This is a genomic window from Bacillus sp. FDAARGOS_235, assembly GCF_002073415.2.
Classification (GTDB): Bacteria; Bacillota; Bacilli; order Bacillales; family Bacillaceae_G; genus Bacillus_A; species Bacillus_A toyonensis.
In genome coordinates this window covers 1,968,264-1,985,932 of sequence record NZ_CP020437.2, presented here as the reverse complement: position 1 = coordinate 1,985,932, position 17,669 = coordinate 1,968,264, and the positions used below count along the sequence as shown (strand labels likewise).

Here is a 17,669-nt window from a genome sequence, read left to right as displayed (position 1 = left end):
TTAAGACGGGAAATGTGTAGATTATTTTCATTTTCTTTAGCGGTTCTGGTGCAAAGATAAAATAAAGCACTTCATGCATATTTGTATAAGCTAGAACATTGTTAACGCGTATCCCTATCCTGTTTAAAGCAGGGAGAACCATCGCTAAAAATAGATTAGGTTATTACAAGGTAAAGGGAGTCCATTCTACTGGATTCCCTTTATTATTTCTTCTTTAATATCAACATGAATGTTTAACAAATCGTATTACTTAAAAATCTTTCGCAAAATATTAATTTTGTTCCTATACGGTGGAAATAAAAACCCTAAATCTATCCTTGAGCTTTTCTTTAAAATGCTTTTACGATGTGTAAAAGCATCAAAACTATGTTTCCCATGATAGGAGCCAAATCCTGCAGTTCCTACTCCGCCAAAAGGTAAGTGGAGATTAGCCATATGTGACATTGTATCGTTGACGCATCCCCCTCCAAAAGAAATTCGTCCTAATACCTGCTTTTCAACATTTTTGTTTTCAGTAAACACATACAAAGCTAACGGTTTGGGATGGGTGTTAATCGTATGAATGACTTCATCTAAATCATTGTAATCCATAATTGGTAAAATTGGCCCGAAAATTTCTTCTTTCATAGCTGCATCATCCCATGATTTTACTTCAAGAAGTGTTGGTTCAATATATAAATGGCTTCTAGATGAATTTCCACCAAATACTATATAATTTTTGTCTTGCTCTAATATAGAAAGAAGTCTATCGAATTGTCTCTCATTAACAATTCGACCATAATCATTGCTTTTTAATACATCTGATCCATAAAAGTTTGTAATGATTTCTTTCATTTTCGAAATCAGTTTTACTTTGATAGATTTGTGTGCAATAACATAATCAGGTGCAATACAGGATTGGCCAGCATTTATGAATTTTCCCCAGATAATGCGCTTGGCTGCTATATCGAGGTTAGCGGTTTCATCGACAATAGCGGGGCCTTTTCCACCAAGTTCTAATGTTACTGGTACAAGATTTTTCGCCGCAGCCTCCATGACAATTTTTCCAACTTGAACGCTACCAGTAAAAAAGATGTGGTCAAAAGGTGCATGAATCAATAAAGAAGTTATTTCCCTGCCTCCTTCAATTACACGAATATATTGCTTATCAAACGTTTCACTTATTATTTTGTTCATTACAGCTGAAACATTTGGTGCATTTTCTGAAGGCTTGAGAACTACACAATTTCCTGCTGCAATTGCCCCAATGAGAGGTTCAATTAATGATTGAAATGGATAATTAAAAGGACCAATAATTAGCACGGTACCATATGGCTCTTTTATTATGTAGCTTTTGGATGGTGCAAAATGAATAGGGGTTTTTACTTTTTGAGGTTTCATCCACTGTTTTAGATATTTCATTATAAAATTGATACTGTTAAATGCGAAACCAACTTCTGCAGCGTATGCTTCAAACTCGCTTTTGTGTAAATCTTGATATAATGCGCTTAGCACTTGACTTTCATATTTTTGAATAGAATTTTTTAGCTTTTCTAACTGTTTAAGCCGAAATTGAAGACTTCTTGTATGATCATGATGGAAAAATTGTCTATGTTCTTGAATAAGTTGTTGTATATCATCAACCATTAGGAAATCCCTCCAATAGTAAGAAAATATTCACATACCATGTCCATCAATTGTATAAAGCATTTCATCCACATATCCTATTTATTAATGCATCGGTTTGTTGATAAAAGTTACTGTTAAACTAAGGGTGATAATCTTTGAAAATTTCTCCTGTAGATCTGACGTTTTTTTGTTTACGTAAGTGGGATTTATTGGACTATAAATTATTATTAATTATTAGCTTTTGATGAATTAGAATTGTTTTCTAAAAAATAGGGGGGCATTATTATTAATCAGACTTTATTCTAAACTAATATCAGCAACAGGAAATAAAATTCCTGTCGCTGAATAAAAGGCATAGCACAGTATGCTTCAGTCACCTGAATATTCTTCTGAGGGACAGATATTCACTTAGAAGTACACTTAGATTAAGAGAATAGTACAAACGAATCCTCTTAATGTGGATGTGTAGTTATTTATTTTGGTAAAATATCTATTCCATATTTTTCTTGTAATTTACCTTTAGCAAACCTTTAAAATCCAACTCAGCAATCAACACACTCAACAATATAAGTGTTGCTCCTAAGTATCCTTTTCCGGTAAGTGTTTCACCTGTGAAAACGAAAGCAAAGCCTGCTGAAAAAACAGGTTCTAATGAAAAGATAAGGCCTGTATGTGTAGGCGTCGTGTATTGCTGGGCGATCACTTGCACGATGAATGCGACTGCGGTACAAAATATGCTTAAGGCTAAGATAATTAACCATGAGTTGGTTGTGCTAGGAAGTTTTGGCGTTTCTATAATGAATGAAAATATAAGACTAAATAGACCGACGAAACCGAGTTGTATGACTCCAAGTGCAATGGAGTTCACATGTTTCGTTACGCTTCCGGTAATGATGACGTGAATGGCATAAAATAAGGCTGACAGTATGCAAAATATATCGCCGTTACCGATTTTGAATTCGCTCGTTAATGTTAATAAGCCGATTCCTATTATCGTTAAAATGATTCCTACTATAACTTTCTTTTCCGGAATGTGTTTTAAAAATATAGCTGATAATATCGGAATGAAAATGACTGTGAGACATAGTAAGAAACCAGCATTAGAAACACTCGTATACTTTGTGCCGAAAGTCGCGAAAATGTAAACGATAAATAAAACAGAAGCGAGTATAAATGCATATTTTACCGTTTTAAAATCGACTTTGAATAAATGTTTGTAAAATATTAAACCTGATAAAAGAAAGGCAATAATAAATCGTAATGCGATTAAATTGTATTCTTCTATGCCTTCAAGTCCAACCTTTGTAAGTAAGATGGATGCACCCCAAAAGAATGTAACTAGTAGTAGCATTAAATCCGCTTTTAATTGTAGTTTCATTTCTATTCCCTCGTTATGTATAAAATTTATAATCCCATACCCCTATCCCCATTATTTATTTTAATATTAATTCTGAATATTTGTAACTTAAATTTATCGACGTTTTATTCCATTGGTGAAGCCTTTTTATCCTATCTTGAAGAGATTTAGTAGCGTGATAACTTCGGAACAATTAGGAAGAGCGATGGTGCGAGTTGGGAAAGAGAGATATTCTCATTCGATTATTGAAAGTTCGGATGTGAAGCGGATCGGTAAATGATAGTATGTATATAAAAAACGCCTATTTCATATAGGCGTTTTTTGATGGGGAAGTTATTCCTCTTCAAACTGAAAAATATCCCGATTAATAAGTTGATGGAGATATTGGTCCATTTCAGCAGCAGAAACGCTTCTTTCATTTTTAAACCACCATGCGCTTAATGAGGTGATCGCCCCTGAATAAAATTCAATGATTAAATCATTTGGCATCGTATAATTTTTACAAAGTTGATTTAAAGCTTCTATTTCTTGTTTTCTCGTTTCGTGACTTAAATATTGTGCACGGCTAATAAATTGTTCATCAGACATTTGCGTTTCTAATATTTTACCGATTTCTTCATGATGTAGGAATTGTTCCATTACTTGAAATGGTTTACTTAATCGATCTGAAACCGGTATTTCAGCAATCATCTTGCCGTATCGTTTAAATCCAAATGTTAATAAAGCATCTTTATCTTCAAAGTGTTTATAAAAGGTTGTTCGGTGTACCATCGCACGATCACAAATTTGGTTAATCGTGATGGTACTATATTTTTGCTTTGATTGCGTCATTAATTCGAATAAGGAATCCCATAGTAATTTATGTGTACGTCTAATACGTAAATCAAGTTGTTTTTCATTATCATTCATCTACAATTCTCCTTTTTTGTAGATTAAGTATACAATGGCTGAAAATTGATTCTCCCTTTTTAATCTACATATGTATATTATATTACATGTGTTCATGTTTATATAAAGCTTTTTAAGTAAGAAACAGGAGGAGAATTTGTAAATGAATATGACAACTAAGAGCCCTGCATGTGGCAAAGTTGATACTTCTAATATAAAACATACCCCCATTTTAATTGCATTACTTCTAGGGGCAATGGTTGCATTATTAAATGAAACGTTACTTGGTAATGCATTAACGGTATTAATGAAAGAATTTGACGTAACAGCTTCAACGATTCAATGGCTTTCTACAGCTTACATGTTGGTGGTTGGGGTTTTAGTCCCAATTACAGCGTTACTTCAGCAATGGCTCACAACGAGACAGATGTTTTTGATCGCTATGGTAACATTTTTAGTCGGTACATTAATTGCGGGATTCGCACCGACATTTTCTGTTTTATTAGTAGGCCGTATCGTCCAAGCTGTAGCGACCGGGTTAATTTCACCGTTATTAATGAATACGATTTTAATCATTTGTCCGCCTGAAAAACGTGGTGCCACAATGGGATTAATCGCACTTGTGATGATGTCTGCTCCGGCAATTGGTCCTACATTATCTGGAGTAATCGTTGATTCACTGAACTGGCGCTGGTTATTCTATATCGTTATTCCTATCGTGATCATTTCAATTATGATTGGGATGAAGTACATTCAAAATGTTTCAGAGTTAACAAGGCCAAAAGTAGATTATCCATCTATCCTTTTATCGACATTAGGATTTGGTGGGCTTGTGTATAGCTTTAGTGCATCGGGTGATTTAGGATGGTCTGATGCGAAAGTGTATGGCACTTTACTTGTTGGGCTTATCTCATTATTCATTTTTGTCGTTCGACAATTAAAAATCGAGAATCCAATTTTAGAACTACGTGCATTTAAAGTTCCGATGTTTACATTATCGGTTGGATTAATTGTCATTGTGATGATGTCGTTATTTTCAACGATGACTTTATTACCGATGTTCTTGCAAACAGTTTTACTCGTTACAGCTTTTAAATCAGGAATTATCATGCTTCCGGGAAGTATTATTAGCGCCATAATGGGACCAATCGCGGGTAAACTATTTGATAAATTTAGTCCGAAAGTTATTATCGTTCCTGGCATTGTGTTAGTAGGGATTGCAATGTTCTTATTTAAAGACATTACGCCTGACACATCAATGTTACAAATTATTGTCATGCATAGCGTATTAATGGTTGGACTCATGTTTGTCATGACAGCACAAACATACGGCTTAAATCAATTAACACCAGATCTATATCCGCACGGAACAGCGTTGTTTAATACGTTACAGCAAGTAGCTGGCGCAATTGGTACAGCTATATTTATATCGAAAATGTCTTCAGGAACAACTAAGTATATGGAAAGCGTAGCAAATCCAATGGACCCAGTGGAGAAGTTAAACGGTTTAACGTCAGGGTTCCAAGGTGCATTTGCACTTGGATTAATCTTTATTGTTGTTGCTTTTATCGTATCGCTATTCTTAAAAGAAGAGAAAAAGGGAGTAGAAGTAAAGGGGGTTTTACAGAACGAAAATTAAGGTTTATAAAAAAAGACATCTTTACGATTAAAGATGTCTTTTTTTATTTCTTTCGTAATAATAGTTCAAACAGCCGAGGGAAATGTGGTGTATGTATTGTCTGTTTTTTAGTAAGAAGAACTATTGAGAATAACGATGTAAAGCTTTACTAATAACTAAAAGTCCAATAATGAGGGAAAGTGTTCTTATAATAAGCTCTGCAACTAATAAGTCACCCATCGTTTTAGTGACATCATACATAGTCCCTGTAATGAGAATAGGTGCGATCATAATGGTAATGCCAATTACTATTTGAAGAAGTAAATTCACGTTTTTACTCAAGATAATCACCTCTAAAAATATTATAAAATAAAATATTGAATTTTCTGTATCATATATTTATTATACTGTGTCGAATTAAGATTATGGTAATGTTTCTAAAGTAAAAAAGAGGTGTCACATAGTTATAAGGTGACACCTCTTTGTAGCTAGTATAAATTAAAGATGCTTCAATAATATAGCGATCTGGGGCATCACCGATGTAGTTAAAGGGGTAACAAGTTGTTAATGTTAGTTTCTCTTTTTTTACAATGACAGTTCGATCTTCTGCATCTGTTATCCAATGGGTGTTAACCTTACATTTCCTCCGTAACATCATACCGCAACAATTGCCCCTGATCATAAAACTTCTCAAAAATAAGGCCCATTACATAGAAGAATACTAAACCGAAGCAAATGTGAATAAGTGTGAAAGTAGCTCCAAATGAAGAAAATTCATATACGATAATTGGTAATTTTGCAGTTGTCCAAACGCCTAAGAAAAATACGATGTATTTAATGCTCGCCCCTTTTTTCAAAAGTAATGCGGCGATTGGAAAGGCGACGTAGAGGGGGCCAGCTGCAATTCCGCCTAATAATAGAGAGAATAAGATACCATATATGCCCGATTTTTCGCCCATATATTTCATTAACGTTTCTTTCTTCACCCATTGATCAAGTAATCCTACAAATAGTAGGACAGGAGGAAGGAGAAACAGCATATCTAAAATGCTATTCCCTGTTAGTTGTAATGCCGCCTTGCCTAAAGATTGATTTATAAAAGTTAATATAAAGAGCCCCAGTAGTAAAACGAAAAAGAAGCGATATCTTTTTAGTTCGTTCATACCATCACCACCCAAATAATATAGGAGAATAGGAGAGACATGAGCAGAGCAGATGCATTACGTGCGTAAGCGAAGCTTCGCCCAAATATCTTTTGTTCCATCGGCATAGTTGTAAGCCCTACTGACATGAGTGTAGACATAAGTGCCGCAACTTGAGGAAGACCTGCACCATGTTGAACTAATGTATTTCCAAGAGGGAATACGACAAAGCTTGGGATGAGTGCCACAGAACCGAGGATTGCAGAATAAATAATACCTAACAATCCAGACTGCTCTCCAATGATGGAAGAGATGAAGGACGGCGTTAATACGGAAAATGATAAGCCAACGAAAAGCATGATGGAAAGCATGGCAGGTAGAAGATTTCGAAACATTTTCCATGACTTAAATAGAGCATCTTTCGTTTTATTACGATCTTTCATAAAAGAAATTCCCGTAAGGACAATGGCTAAAGTGTAAAGGATCATACCGTTAATCATGATCGGATTCCTTTAAGTCTTTATATTTGTCTAGGAAAAAGGATAAGTTCTTCATTTTTTCTTCAATATCTATTTGAAAATCTGCTAATTGTTCCTTTCCAGCAGGGGTAATTTTGTACATCTTTCTCGGTTTATCTTGATGAGCTGTACTTACATAAGATGCAATCGCACCTTCGTTTTCTAATTTCTTTAGTGTGCGGTATAGGATGGCGCTATCGATTGGATTGACCGGAAGTTCTTCTTCACACTTTTGCAATAATTGCCCGCCATAGTGATCCCCCTCGGCTAGAAATAATAAAAGGAATGCCCCTGTATGTCTTCCTGTATGTTTCATAAATAGACCTCCTAAAATAGATTATTTTACTGTTAATGACAGTATACTGTTGTTAACAGTATATGGTGAATGAAATGCTATGTCAATTTTAAAATGTGCAATTTTTGAGAGGGAAAATAACAATAAATATGAAACAAACAATACAATGGGGGTGCACTTCATTGTGAAAGTAGCCTTTAGTGCTGGGAAATTACTATATGAAGTAATATGTATGTAGAACATAAAAAAAAAGACACTCTCAAGAGTGCCTCTCCTTAGCAGCCGAATCCGCCGCCCCAACAGCTAGCTCCAACGATGATTAATAAAATAAAGAGTACAACAAGTAGGGCGAATCCGCCACCGAAACCACAGCCTCCACCACAACTACCGCCATAACCCATATTAACTCCTCCTTCCGTAATGGATTTAATTCACTTTATGTTTTTACGGATAAACTTGAGCAGGTCCTTTTGAAAAATAAAAGTACTTGGGATTTTATAAGAGTTGACGAACTTATTTTTGTCACCGGTATTTCGTCGTTTACATATTGTATTTTATTCTGTGTATTGGGAGAAGGAGGATCTTTATGGCTAATTCTGAGATGATTTTACGCTTACTTACAGATTTAAAGATTGAACAGCAAGCTTTAAGAGAACAGTTGGAGAAAATGCAAACAGCTTTGACTATTCTTGAAGAAAAACCAAATACTCCTGAAGAGAAATCAACTATTATTGAAGAAAAACCAGCTGTTACAAAGCAAAGAGCTTATTCTGGACGCCCAACATCTTTTCGTGATTGGAGAGCATCAACTCAAAAGAATTCATAAAAATATAAGAAAAGAAGACACCCATTAAGGTGTCTTCTTTTCCTTGTACAATCCAAATGCGATTAGAAGGTATATCCATATTGCTTTAAAACTAAGAAGAAAATAACAATTATCGACTCCAGTTTTAGTATAGCATGTAATAATAAATAATTTTATGTAATGTTGCATATATATAGATTAAAGAATGTTTATTCGTATATATTTTAGTTGTCTGTTATTTCTTTTAATTCATTTACTTATATTATTTTTTGAGCGCTCCAGTAATGGGGCCTTTTTTTAGTTATTATTCATGCAGTTCGATTGCTTTACATTGAAATTTTTATGATAGTTTTATTAAGAAATAGATTCATATCTTTTAGGGCAGAAATGAGAACTACTCAAATGCGGAATGATATACTTGAGTGGTTTTGTGTATGTAATATTATTTATAAAAGTTTACAACAATATAAATATATGACCTTTTACTTTTCTCCTATATCATATATGATATAGTCTGGGACGCCACTGCACTTATGTATATTTAGGAGAACTAGAATGAATAGGAATGATTACACTCAAAGGTTACTATTTAACGAACCTATTGTTTGAATATAAATCTAGTGTATTTAATATTCGGAAGATAGAATGTATAAAACAAGAGAGAAGTTAATTTTACTAATGCATTGTAGTAAGTTTCCGAAAAATCTGTTCTTTAATTTTGGTGGTATCAGATGCATGAAATGAATGTTCTATTTCATAAATCTGGAAGTGAAAAAATCATGTATAGGGGAGGAAGGTATTACTACTAATCTAGTAAAATATACCGTAATAACTATGACAAGAAATCTAGGAAAATACGTAATTACTTTAACAACAGGACTAACTTTATTATCAACTGTGCCATTAACAACTTTAGCAGAAGAGAGTGTTAATCAACCGAATCAATTGTCAATTGCAGACGGAGAAAAAGACGCACATGTTCATGGTGATATAGAGACCGTTAAAGAAGCTAAGACAGGAAAAGTCACGGAAGCGGAAGCTTTAAAAAATATTGAAAATGCGTTTAAAGATGTAGATGGTAAAGGAGATGGAAGCTCTCGCTCTATGCAACCCAAAATGCGTAGTTCTAACCGTATAGGGTATTCAGCAGCAGATCCATCAGCAACGAAGAAAAGTGGAACAATTAGTGGAATTCCGTTTGTAGAGTGGATTATACCAGCTGGTAACACAGATATTCGACCTGCAAACCCAATGAAAGCAAAGTATATTACGATTCATGAAACAGCAAATACGGCACCGGGTGCGAATGCTGAGAGTCATGCAAAGTATTTATACAATCAAGCAACAAGCGGTACTGTTAGAACGGCTTCTTGGCATTTTACTGTAGATGATAAAGAAATTTATCAGCATCTACCAACAAATGAAAATGGCTGGCATGCAGGTGATGGTGGTACAGGTACAGGAAACAGAGAATCAATCGGTATTGAGATAGCGGTTAATCAAGATGGCGACTATAATAAAGCGGTAGAAAACGCGAAAAAATTAGTAGCGCATTTAATGAAACAAGAAGGAATCAGCGCGAGTAATTTACGACGCCATGAACAATGGAGTGGAAAGAAGTGCCCTGATATTATTATCACAAGGGGGACTTGGAATTCATTTGTAGAAGGCGCTAATGGATATCTGAATGGGGGTACTGGAACGAATCCTCCGTTAGTAGACGAAAAAGAAGATGTAGATGGTAACGAAACAAACCCAGCTGAGCCAAATATTGAGTTAGAAATCACTGGTACAAGCGTGAATGTTCGTAGTGGTGCAGGAGTGAATTATGGAGTTGTCCGCATTGCTAAGAAGGGTGAAAAATACAAAGTGTTATCTATTAAAGATGGCTGGTATGAAATCAAGAAAGGTGAGTGGGTGAAATACGATCCAAGCTGGAGTAAGCTCACTAACAATGCTCAAGATAAAGACCCTAATACAACAAAAGAAGGTTGGGTATTTAAAAATAACAATTGGTATTATACAAACAGTGATGGCAAAATGGCTACTGGCTGGAAAAATGTTGGTGGTGCATGGTATTACTTAAATAGTAGTGGTGCAATGGTAACAGGTTGGCAATCAATCGGTGGTGCATGGTATTACTTAAATAGTAGTGGTGCAATGGTAACGGGTTGGCAATCAATCGGTGGTGCATGGTATTACTTACATAGTGAAGGTGCAATGGTAACGGGTTGGCAATCAATCGGTGGTAAATGGTATTACTTAAATAGTAGTGGTGCAATGGTAACGGGTTGGCAATCAATCGGTGGTAAATGGTACTACTTAAATGGTGAAGGTGCAATGTTAACGGGCTGGCAATCAATAGGTGGTAAATGGTATTACTTAAATGGTGAAGGTGCAATGTTAACGGGCTGGCAATCAATAGGTGGTAAATGGTACTACTTAAATGGTGAAGGTGCAATGTTAACAGGTTGGCAATCAATAGGTGGTAAATGGTACTACTTAAACGGTGAAGGTGCAATGTTAACAGGCTGGCAATCAATAGGTGGTAAATGGTACTACTTAAATGGTGAAGGTGCAATGTTAACGGGTTGGCAATCAATTGGTGGTAACAAATACTATTTTGACCAATCGGGTAGTTGGATTGAAGGGAAACTCTAAATAAGTATAGGTCGATAAGGGAACTTGAAAGATAGTCGAGCTCAAGTTTGATATATTTTGTGTATAAAAGAGATAACTTCTATGAAAAAATAATGAATAGAATGTAAATAAAAAAGACACTGTAAAGTGTCTTTTTTATTTAAGTTATGCGCATTGCTTAATAAGACGCTAGTTCCTCAGTCTGACTATGAGTAACTATGTAGGGTGATTTAATTATAACATTTTAACCAGTAATGGGTCTATATGGAATTTTATCGATAATTTTGTTTGATTATTCAGAATGATGCATGTGGTAAAATATATATATTACCTATAGTAATTGTAAAATATAATGATGTATATAACTAGCCTTGTAATGAATTTCTATTATATTTAAGATTGAAATATAATAGAAAAGTACAAAGAAGGGGCTGTGGAATATGGGCGCTTGGGGAACTGGGTTATTTGATGATGATACAACTTGTGATGTGAAAGAACAGTTTATTGAGTACTTAGAAGAAGATAATAGTGTAGAAGAAGCAACTAAGCTCATTTTAGAAGAGTATTTAGATGAGTTTGATATAGATGAAGATTTAGAGGTTATGTCTTTAGTATATATTGGTCTTGCGGCAATACAATTGGAGAAAGGGTGTCTTCAGGATGAGGTTCGCAACAATGCGATTGCATTAATTGAGCGAGGGGCTGATCTTGAGCTTTGGGAAGAAGCTGATGCAGAAGATTATGAAGAGAGAAAGAAAGTTTTAAATACATTAAAACAACAGCTGATAAACTATTAGTATATCGAAAAAGGAAAAATACTTTTTGAAATGCTTAGTCTTTGTTTTCTCTTGTAAAAAAATGTTCAATAATTTATCATTGCAAACGCTTACTTGTTGTGTATAATAAAAGTAAGTTAATAAGTAAAAGGATTGTTACTGTTCGGCAGGCAAAACCTAAATTGATCTAGAGGCTACGGGTGTAGTGTAGCTTTTGGAATCAGTTTAGGTTTTTTTATTACCTTTTGTGACTTTAAGAAGAAGGCGGAACAATATGAGAATCCATAAAATCTTAAATAACAATGTTGTTTGTACGATGAAGGATAATGAGACAGAAGTTGTACTTATGGGCAGAGGTTTGGGGTTTCAGAAAAAAGTAGGCGATGCGATTGATGAATCTAAGATAGAAAAGACCTTTGTACTAGAAACAAGAGAATTATCAGAGAAACTCGCTAGGTTACTAACTGAAATTCCTGTAGAAAATTTAGAGATTACAGAGAGAATTATTCAGTTTGCTAAGACAGTTTTGCCGGGGACTTTAAGTGATTATATTTATCTTACATTAACGGATCACTTAAGTTTCGCCTTAACTCGGCATAAAGAAGGAATGGATCTGAAAAATACTTTGCTTTGGGAGATTAAGAGATTTTATCAGAAAGAGTTTGAAATTGGTCTACAAGCTTTGAACATAATTGAAGAGGAGACTGGCTTTAGACTTTCTGAAGATGAAGCAGGGTCAATTGCCTTGCATTTCGTGAATGCGCAGCAAGGAGAGCCGGCAATGCAGCAAACGGTGGCGATGACGAAAATCGTCCAAGATATTTTAAATGTTGTAAAGTACCACTATAAGATGAACTTAGATGAAAATTCATTTAATTATAGTCGGTTCGTAACGCATTTACGATACTTTGCCCAGCGTTTAATGCAGAAGGAATTGCATTCGGCAGAGGATGATTTTTTATACGAGCAAGTGAAAAGTAAGTATGAAGAGGCATATTGTTGTACAGAAAAAATTGAAGCATACTTACAAAAAGCACATAATAGTCATCTTTCAAAAGATGAAAAAGTGTATGTAACGTTGCATATTCACCGTGTAACGAAACGCAATGAATTATGTAATTGAATAAACAGGATTGTTACTGTTTGGCAGGCAAAACCTAAATTGACTTGTAATGGAGTGATTCGTATGTATCACGTCGTTACGGTTAGTTTAGGTTTTTTCTTTTACCCACCTCAAAATTCGGCTGAGGCCAAGAAGTTATGTGGGAGTCGGGCTGCCGTAAATGCCCGATTGGTGAAGGCTAGTAATCAGTGGGGGATGAATACCCCCACTGATTACAGTTTCACTTTATAAAAATGATAAATGGGATGATTGTAGGGAGGAGAAATAACTATGAAGTATGAAAAATTAGCAAAGGACATACTGAAACATGTTGGCGGGAGAGAAAATATAAATAGCGTTGTACATTGTATAACTCGCTTACGATTTCAGTTAAAAGATGAGGGGAAAGCAAATACAGAAGTACTGAAAAGTATGGAAGATGTTGTGACTGTTATGAAAAGTGGCGGACAATATCAAGTTGTAATTGGTAACCATGTATCCGACGTATATAAAGCGGTTATTGCTGCTGGAGGGTTTCAAGAAACAGAGGAAGAAAGTGCGAGTGAGAAGAAAAAGAGTAGTCTTATAGATATTCTTTCTAGCATTTTCACTCCCATTTTAGGAGTACTAGCTGCAACTGGGATGATTAAAGGATTTAATGCACTATTTGTAGCGTTAGGCTGGTTAAGTACGCAGTCAGGAACGTATCAAATATTAAATGCAGTTGGCGATTCATTATTTTATTTCTTCCCAATCTTCTTAGGATATACAGCAAGTAAGAAATTTGGAGGATCACCATTCATTGGTATGGCAATTGGGGGAGCGTTAGTGTATCCGGCTCTATCCGGTTTAAAAGCAAGTGAGCCATTATATACGCTATTTGCAGGAACGATGTTTGAATCACCAATTCATATTACGTTTTTAGGAATTCCAGTTATTTTAATGAACTATGCATCATCTGTTATTCCAATTATTCTTGCTACTTATTTTGGAGCGAAAGTAGAAAAGTCTTTAAAGAAAGTCATTCCAGATGTTGTGAAAACATTTGTACTACCATTCTTAACGTTACTAATCGTCGTACCAGTTACATTTCTTGTTATTGGTCCGATTGCGACGTGGGCAGGTCAATTTTTAGGACAGGCTACACTTTGGGTTTATCATTTAAGTCCATTAGTAGCAGGGATAGTACTTGGTACTTTCTGGCAAGTGCTCGTTATTTTCGGACTTCATTGGGGAATTGTCCCGATTGGCTATAACAATTTAGCAGTGCACGGTATTGATCCTATATTAGCGCTTATATTCGCTACTTCATTTGCTCAAATTGGGGCTGTTCTTGGAGTTTGGATGAAAACGAAAGATCGGAAATTAAAAACACTTAGTATTCCAGCTTTTATTTCGGGTATTTTCGGTGTTACAGAGCCGGCGATTTATGGTGTTACACTTCCTCTTAAAAAGCCGTTTATTATGAGTTGTATTGCGGGAGGAATTGGCGGCGGAATACTTGGCGTATTCGGTACGCAAGCTTATATGACAGGTGGACTTGGTATATTTGCGCTTCCAACATTCATTAGTCCGAAAGAAGGGATTACAGCTGGATTTTGGGGCGCGATTATTGCGATGGTTGTCTCTTTAATATTAGGTTTTGTTCTTACTTATTTATTTGGTTTTACTAAAAAGAAAGATTCTACAGAATCAGCTGAAACAATTGATAAAATTGCTGCATCAAACGATGATGAAGTAATTCTGAGTCCTTTTCATGGCGCCGTTATGCCACTTCAAAATATTGACGATGCTGCATTTGCATCAGGTGCGTTAGGTGAAGGGGTTGCGATTGAGCCTTCAGAAGGAAAGTTATTTTCACCAGTTTCAGGTACGATTTCTGCACTTTTCCCGACGAATCATGCAGTAGGAATTACGGCGGATTCAGGTGCTGAAATTTTAATCCATATTGGAATGGATACTGTGAAATTAAATGGCGAATTTTTCTCCTCTCATATTGAACAAGGAGTGAGAGTAGAAAAAGGACAATTACTTATTGAGTTTAATATAGCTGAAATTCAAAAGGCGGGTTATGTTGTGACAACACCAGTTGTTGTTACAAATTATAATAAATATAGTATTAAAAAAACTGAAGTAGAAAAGATTCAAGCTGGAGATTCCTTACTAGAGTTAGGAGTTAAATAGTAGTTACATTTCATACAGGTTCACACGAAGAAAGGTATTCTTTAAAACTTACAATGCCTTTCCTCGTTAATTCTTATATAAAGGAGTTTTTCTATATGTCTAAAGTTATTTTTCCTAAAGGATTTTTATGGGGTGGAGCAATCGCAGCCAATCAAGTTGAAGGAGCATATTTAGAAGATGGAAAAGGATTGACGGTAGTTGATCTATTGCCAACTGGTGAAAAACGTTGGGATATTATGAAGGGGAATATTCATTCCTTTACACCGGCAGAAGGGGAGTTTTATCCATCACACGAAGCGATTGATTTTTATCATCGTTATAAAGAAGATATCGCGCTGTTTGCAGAAATGGGATTTAAAGCGCTACGTGTATCTATCGCTTGGACACGTATTTTCCCAAATGGTGAAGATGAAAAGCCGAATGAAGCAGGATTACAGTTTTATGATAATTTATTTGATGAACTGTTAAAGCAGGGCATTGAACCAGTCGTTACGATGGCTCATTTTGATGTTCCTATTCATTTAGTAGAAAAGTATGGAAGCTGGAGAAGTAGAAAACTTGTCACTTTCTTTGAGACGTATGCAAAAACGATTTTTAATAGATATAAAGATAAAGTGAAATATTGGATGACATTTAACGAAATTAATATGCTTTTACATTTACCTTTCATGGGTGCAGGGCTAGCATTTAAAGAAGGTGAGAACAAAAAACAAATTCAGTATCAAGCAGCGCATCACCAACTTGTCGCAAGTGCGTTAGCTGTAAAAGCGTGTCATGAAATGATTCCAGACGCAAAAATCGGTTGTATGCTTGCTGCTGGTGCAACGTATCCATACACATGTAATCCAGACGATGTTTTTCGTGCGATGGAACAAGACCGTGAATCATTCTTCTTCATTGATGTACAAGCAAGAGGACAATATCCTGGATACGCAAAACGCTTCTTTAAAGATAACAATGTAACAATTGAAATGGAAAAAGAAGACGAGGAGATTTTAAAAGAGCATACAGTTGATTATATTGGATTTAGCTACTATTCAAGCCGAGCAACAAGTACAGATCCAGAAGTGTTAAAAAGCATAACGAGCGGGAATGTATTCGGTTCTGTTGAAAATCCATATTTGGAAAAATCAGAGTGGGGATGGACGATTGATCCGAAAGGCTTCCGTATTACAGCGAACCAACTTTACGATCGTTACCAAAAACCTTTATTTGTTGTTGAAAATGGTCTCGGTGCAATCGATCAATTAAATGGTGAAGACGAAGTGAATGATGAATACCGTATTGATTACTTGCAAAAACATATGATCGAAATGTCAGAAGCAATTCAAGATGGAGTAGATATTATCGGGTATACAAGCTGGGGCCCAATTGACCTTGTAAGTGCTTCTACTGGAGAAATGAAAAAACGTTATGGATATATATACGTTGATAAAGATAATGAAGGAAAAGGTTCATTAAAAAGATCGAAGAAAAACAGTTTCAATTGGTATAAAGAAGTAATTGAGACGAATGGTGAGAGTTTGGAGTCTTAAGTATGGAAAGGAGACATCTTAAATGATGTCTTCTTTTTTCATTGTAAATAAAGGATAGAGCTATATTTCCCTTTACACGAACATAACGGTATTATATAGTTAAGTTAAGTGAACTTAACTATATAACGAAACGAAATAACAGCATGGAGGAAGAATGCTATGACTAGATCGTATAAAGAAGTAATTAATGAAATGAACCGGGCTTATAATGAATTTTACATTTTACTATTTCAGGAGCTAAAAGATGAGTACGGTCTTACAGGACAGCAAGAGAGCATGCTATTTCATATTAATTTAAATGAAAATACGACAGCGAATCACATTGCGACTACTTTTAATATATCGAAAAGTGCTGTGAGCCAAGTTTTATCGAAATTGGAAAAACAGAAGATGATTTCGAAACAAGTAAACCCTAATAATAAACGGGAGTATTTCCTTACACTTGGTCCAAACGGTAGTAAGTATATAGAGCGGTTGTCTGATTTAGATGATGTATTAATTGAGAAGTACTTTTCGAAAATCGATATACATGCTTTAGAGCAAATGACCGATACGTTAACGAAAATAAATAAAGTTATATTAGAAGAAAAACAGAAGGATCTTGATTCTAATGAGTAAGAACATAGATGAAGCAATTAGTAGAAAGGAGGAGAAGCATGTTATGAGTTACATACCAAATATGATTACGATAGCAAATTTTGTATGTGGGCTTTTGGCTATTTACGCTGTTTTCGTTCACGATATTTATTTAGGAGCAGTTTTTATTATTACAGGTATGTTATTTGATTTTTTTGATGGTATGGTCGCTCGGAAACTTGATGCTGTTTCGGAAATTGGCGGAGAGTTGGACTCGTTTGCGGATTTAGTTACCTTTGGTGTGGCACCGTCTATTCTTGCATATAGTGTCGCATTGAAAGATTTGCAGTCTATCGGGATGATATGTGCGCTTGCTTACAGTATTTGTGGCATGCTTCGGCTTGCGAGATTTAACACGCAGCAAAGCAAACTCCCGACATTTATCGGAATGCCAATACCATTCGCGGCAATGTGTCTCCTCATTTTATGCTTTTTGAATAATCCAGTTTCCGTGGCGTTTGGCACATGCGTACTCGCTTATTTAATGGTGAGCAAAATCAAATTCCCTCATTTAAAAAAAGATATATCGGAAAGCTTGAAGTTCGAAAGATGGGACTAATGAGAA

Annotated in this window: 17 protein-coding genes and 1 pseudogene; 9 read left to right on the top strand and 9 right to left on the bottom strand. The window is 35.3% G+C overall.

The window, feature by feature from the left end; all coding sequences use genetic code 11:
- Window positions 1–246: 246 nt before the first annotated feature.
- From A6J74_RS12070 to A6J74_RS12055, 3 genes are all read right to left on the bottom strand, one after another.
- Window positions 247–1,626, bottom strand: coding sequence for an aldehyde dehydrogenase (locus tag A6J74_RS12070; protein ID WP_000227308.1), 1,380 nt, complete (start codon window positions 1,624–1,626; stop codon window positions 247–249).
- A 472-nt stretch (window positions 1,627–2,098) separates the two neighbouring features.
- Complete coding sequence (locus A6J74_RS12065) at window positions 2,099–2,986, bottom strand: DMT family transporter (RefSeq protein WP_000776068.1); 888 nt, start codon at window positions 2,984–2,986, stop codon at window positions 2,099–2,101.
- Between the two features lie 312 nt (window positions 2,987–3,298).
- Window positions 3,299–3,874, bottom strand: coding sequence for a TetR/AcrR family transcriptional regulator (locus A6J74_RS12055; protein WP_000999316.1), 576 nt, complete (start codon window positions 3,872–3,874; stop codon window positions 3,299–3,301).
- Window positions 3,875–4,016: 142 nt separating this feature from the next.
- On the opposite strand from A6J74_RS12055, the gene A6J74_RS12050 reads away from it, so the two are divergent.
- The gene (locus A6J74_RS12050; protein ID WP_001057510.1) at window positions 4,017–5,492 is read left to right on the top strand and encodes an MDR family MFS transporter; all 1,476 of its coding nucleotides are present in this window, start codon (window positions 4,017–4,019) and stop codon (window positions 5,490–5,492) included.
- Between the two features lie 120 nt (window positions 5,493–5,612).
- Here A6J74_RS12050 and A6J74_RS12045 read toward each other — a convergent pair whose 3' ends face one another.
- The 6 genes and pseudogenes from A6J74_RS12045 to A6J74_RS12020 all read right to left on the bottom strand — a co-directional run bounded on the left by A6J74_RS12045 (window position 5,613) and on the right by A6J74_RS12020 (window position 7,827).
- Window positions 5,613–5,813, bottom strand: coding sequence for a hypothetical protein (locus A6J74_RS12045; RefSeq protein ID WP_000042281.1), 201 nt, complete (start codon window positions 5,811–5,813; stop codon window positions 5,613–5,615).
- A 154-nt stretch (window positions 5,814–5,967) separates the two neighbouring features.
- Window positions 5,968–6,108 (bottom strand): annotated as a pseudogene (locus A6J74_RS30030) (sortase domain-containing protein); the annotation flags it as partial.
- On the bottom strand, window positions 6,107–6,634 hold the full coding sequence (locus tag A6J74_RS12035; RefSeq protein WP_001004197.1) for a permease: 528 nt from the start codon (window positions 6,632–6,634) through the stop codon (window positions 6,107–6,109). The gene A6J74_RS12035 and the pseudogene A6J74_RS30030, both read right to left, overlap by 2 nt.
- Window positions 6,631–7,113 (bottom strand): hypothetical protein, encoded by a 483-nt coding sequence (locus A6J74_RS12030; protein WP_000606975.1) that lies wholly within the window; start codon window positions 7,111–7,113, stop codon window positions 6,631–6,633. The genes A6J74_RS12035 and A6J74_RS12030 overlap by 4 nt, the downstream gene beginning before the upstream one ends.
- A complete protein-coding gene (locus A6J74_RS12025; RefSeq protein WP_000683175.1) occupies window positions 7,106–7,447 on the bottom strand; it encodes a PadR family transcriptional regulator in 342 nt (113 codons plus the stop codon). The genes A6J74_RS12030 and A6J74_RS12025 overlap by 8 nt, the downstream gene beginning before the upstream one ends.
- A gap of 254 nt (window positions 7,448–7,701) precedes the next feature.
- Window positions 7,702–7,827, bottom strand: coding sequence for a YjcZ family sporulation protein (locus A6J74_RS12020; RefSeq protein WP_000540377.1), 126 nt, complete (start codon window positions 7,825–7,827; stop codon window positions 7,702–7,704).
- Between the two features lie 185 nt (window positions 7,828–8,012).
- Between A6J74_RS12020 and A6J74_RS12015 the strand changes: the two genes are divergently transcribed.
- The 8 genes from A6J74_RS12015 (at window position 8,013) to pssA (ending at window position 17,663) form a co-directional block, all read left to right on the top strand.
- Window positions 8,013–8,252, top strand: coding sequence for a hypothetical protein (locus tag A6J74_RS12015; RefSeq protein WP_000013684.1), 240 nt, complete (start codon window positions 8,013–8,015; stop codon window positions 8,250–8,252).
- 813 nt (window positions 8,253–9,065) lie between these two features.
- On the top strand, window positions 9,066–10,892 hold the full coding sequence (locus A6J74_RS12010; protein ID WP_053446060.1) for an N-acetylmuramoyl-L-alanine amidase: 1,827 nt from the start codon (window positions 9,066–9,068) through the stop codon (window positions 10,890–10,892).
- Window positions 10,893–11,311: 419 nt separating this feature from the next.
- On the top strand, window positions 11,312–11,668 hold the full coding sequence (locus A6J74_RS12005; protein ID WP_000501498.1) for a DUF4259 domain-containing protein: 357 nt from the start codon (window positions 11,312–11,314) through the stop codon (window positions 11,666–11,668).
- 253 nt (window positions 11,669–11,921) lie between these two features.
- Window positions 11,922–12,770, top strand: a complete 849-nt coding sequence (gene licT / locus A6J74_RS12000; protein WP_001219859.1) for a BglG family transcription antiterminator LicT — start codon at window positions 11,922–11,924, stop codon at window positions 12,768–12,770.
- A 270-nt stretch (window positions 12,771–13,040) separates the two neighbouring features.
- On the top strand, window positions 13,041–14,933 hold the full coding sequence (locus tag A6J74_RS11995; RefSeq protein WP_000873023.1) for a beta-glucoside-specific PTS transporter subunit IIABC: 1,893 nt from the start codon (window positions 13,041–13,043) through the stop codon (window positions 14,931–14,933).
- A gap of 95 nt (window positions 14,934–15,028) precedes the next feature.
- The gene (locus A6J74_RS11990) at window positions 15,029–16,468 is read left to right on the top strand and encodes a 6-phospho-beta-glucosidase (RefSeq protein ID WP_000048730.1); all 1,440 of its coding nucleotides are present in this window, start codon (window positions 15,029–15,031) and stop codon (window positions 16,466–16,468) included.
- 159 nt (window positions 16,469–16,627) lie between these two features.
- On the top strand, window positions 16,628–17,086 hold the full coding sequence (locus A6J74_RS11985; protein WP_000198623.1) for a MarR family winged helix-turn-helix transcriptional regulator: 459 nt from the start codon (window positions 16,628–16,630) through the stop codon (window positions 17,084–17,086).
- A complete protein-coding gene (gene pssA, locus A6J74_RS11980) occupies window positions 17,079–17,663 on the top strand; it encodes a CDP-diacylglycerol--serine O-phosphatidyltransferase (RefSeq protein ID WP_000041807.1) in 585 nt (194 codons plus the stop codon). The genes A6J74_RS11985 and pssA overlap by 8 nt, the downstream gene beginning before the upstream one ends.
- Window positions 17,664–17,669 lie beyond the last annotated feature (6 nt).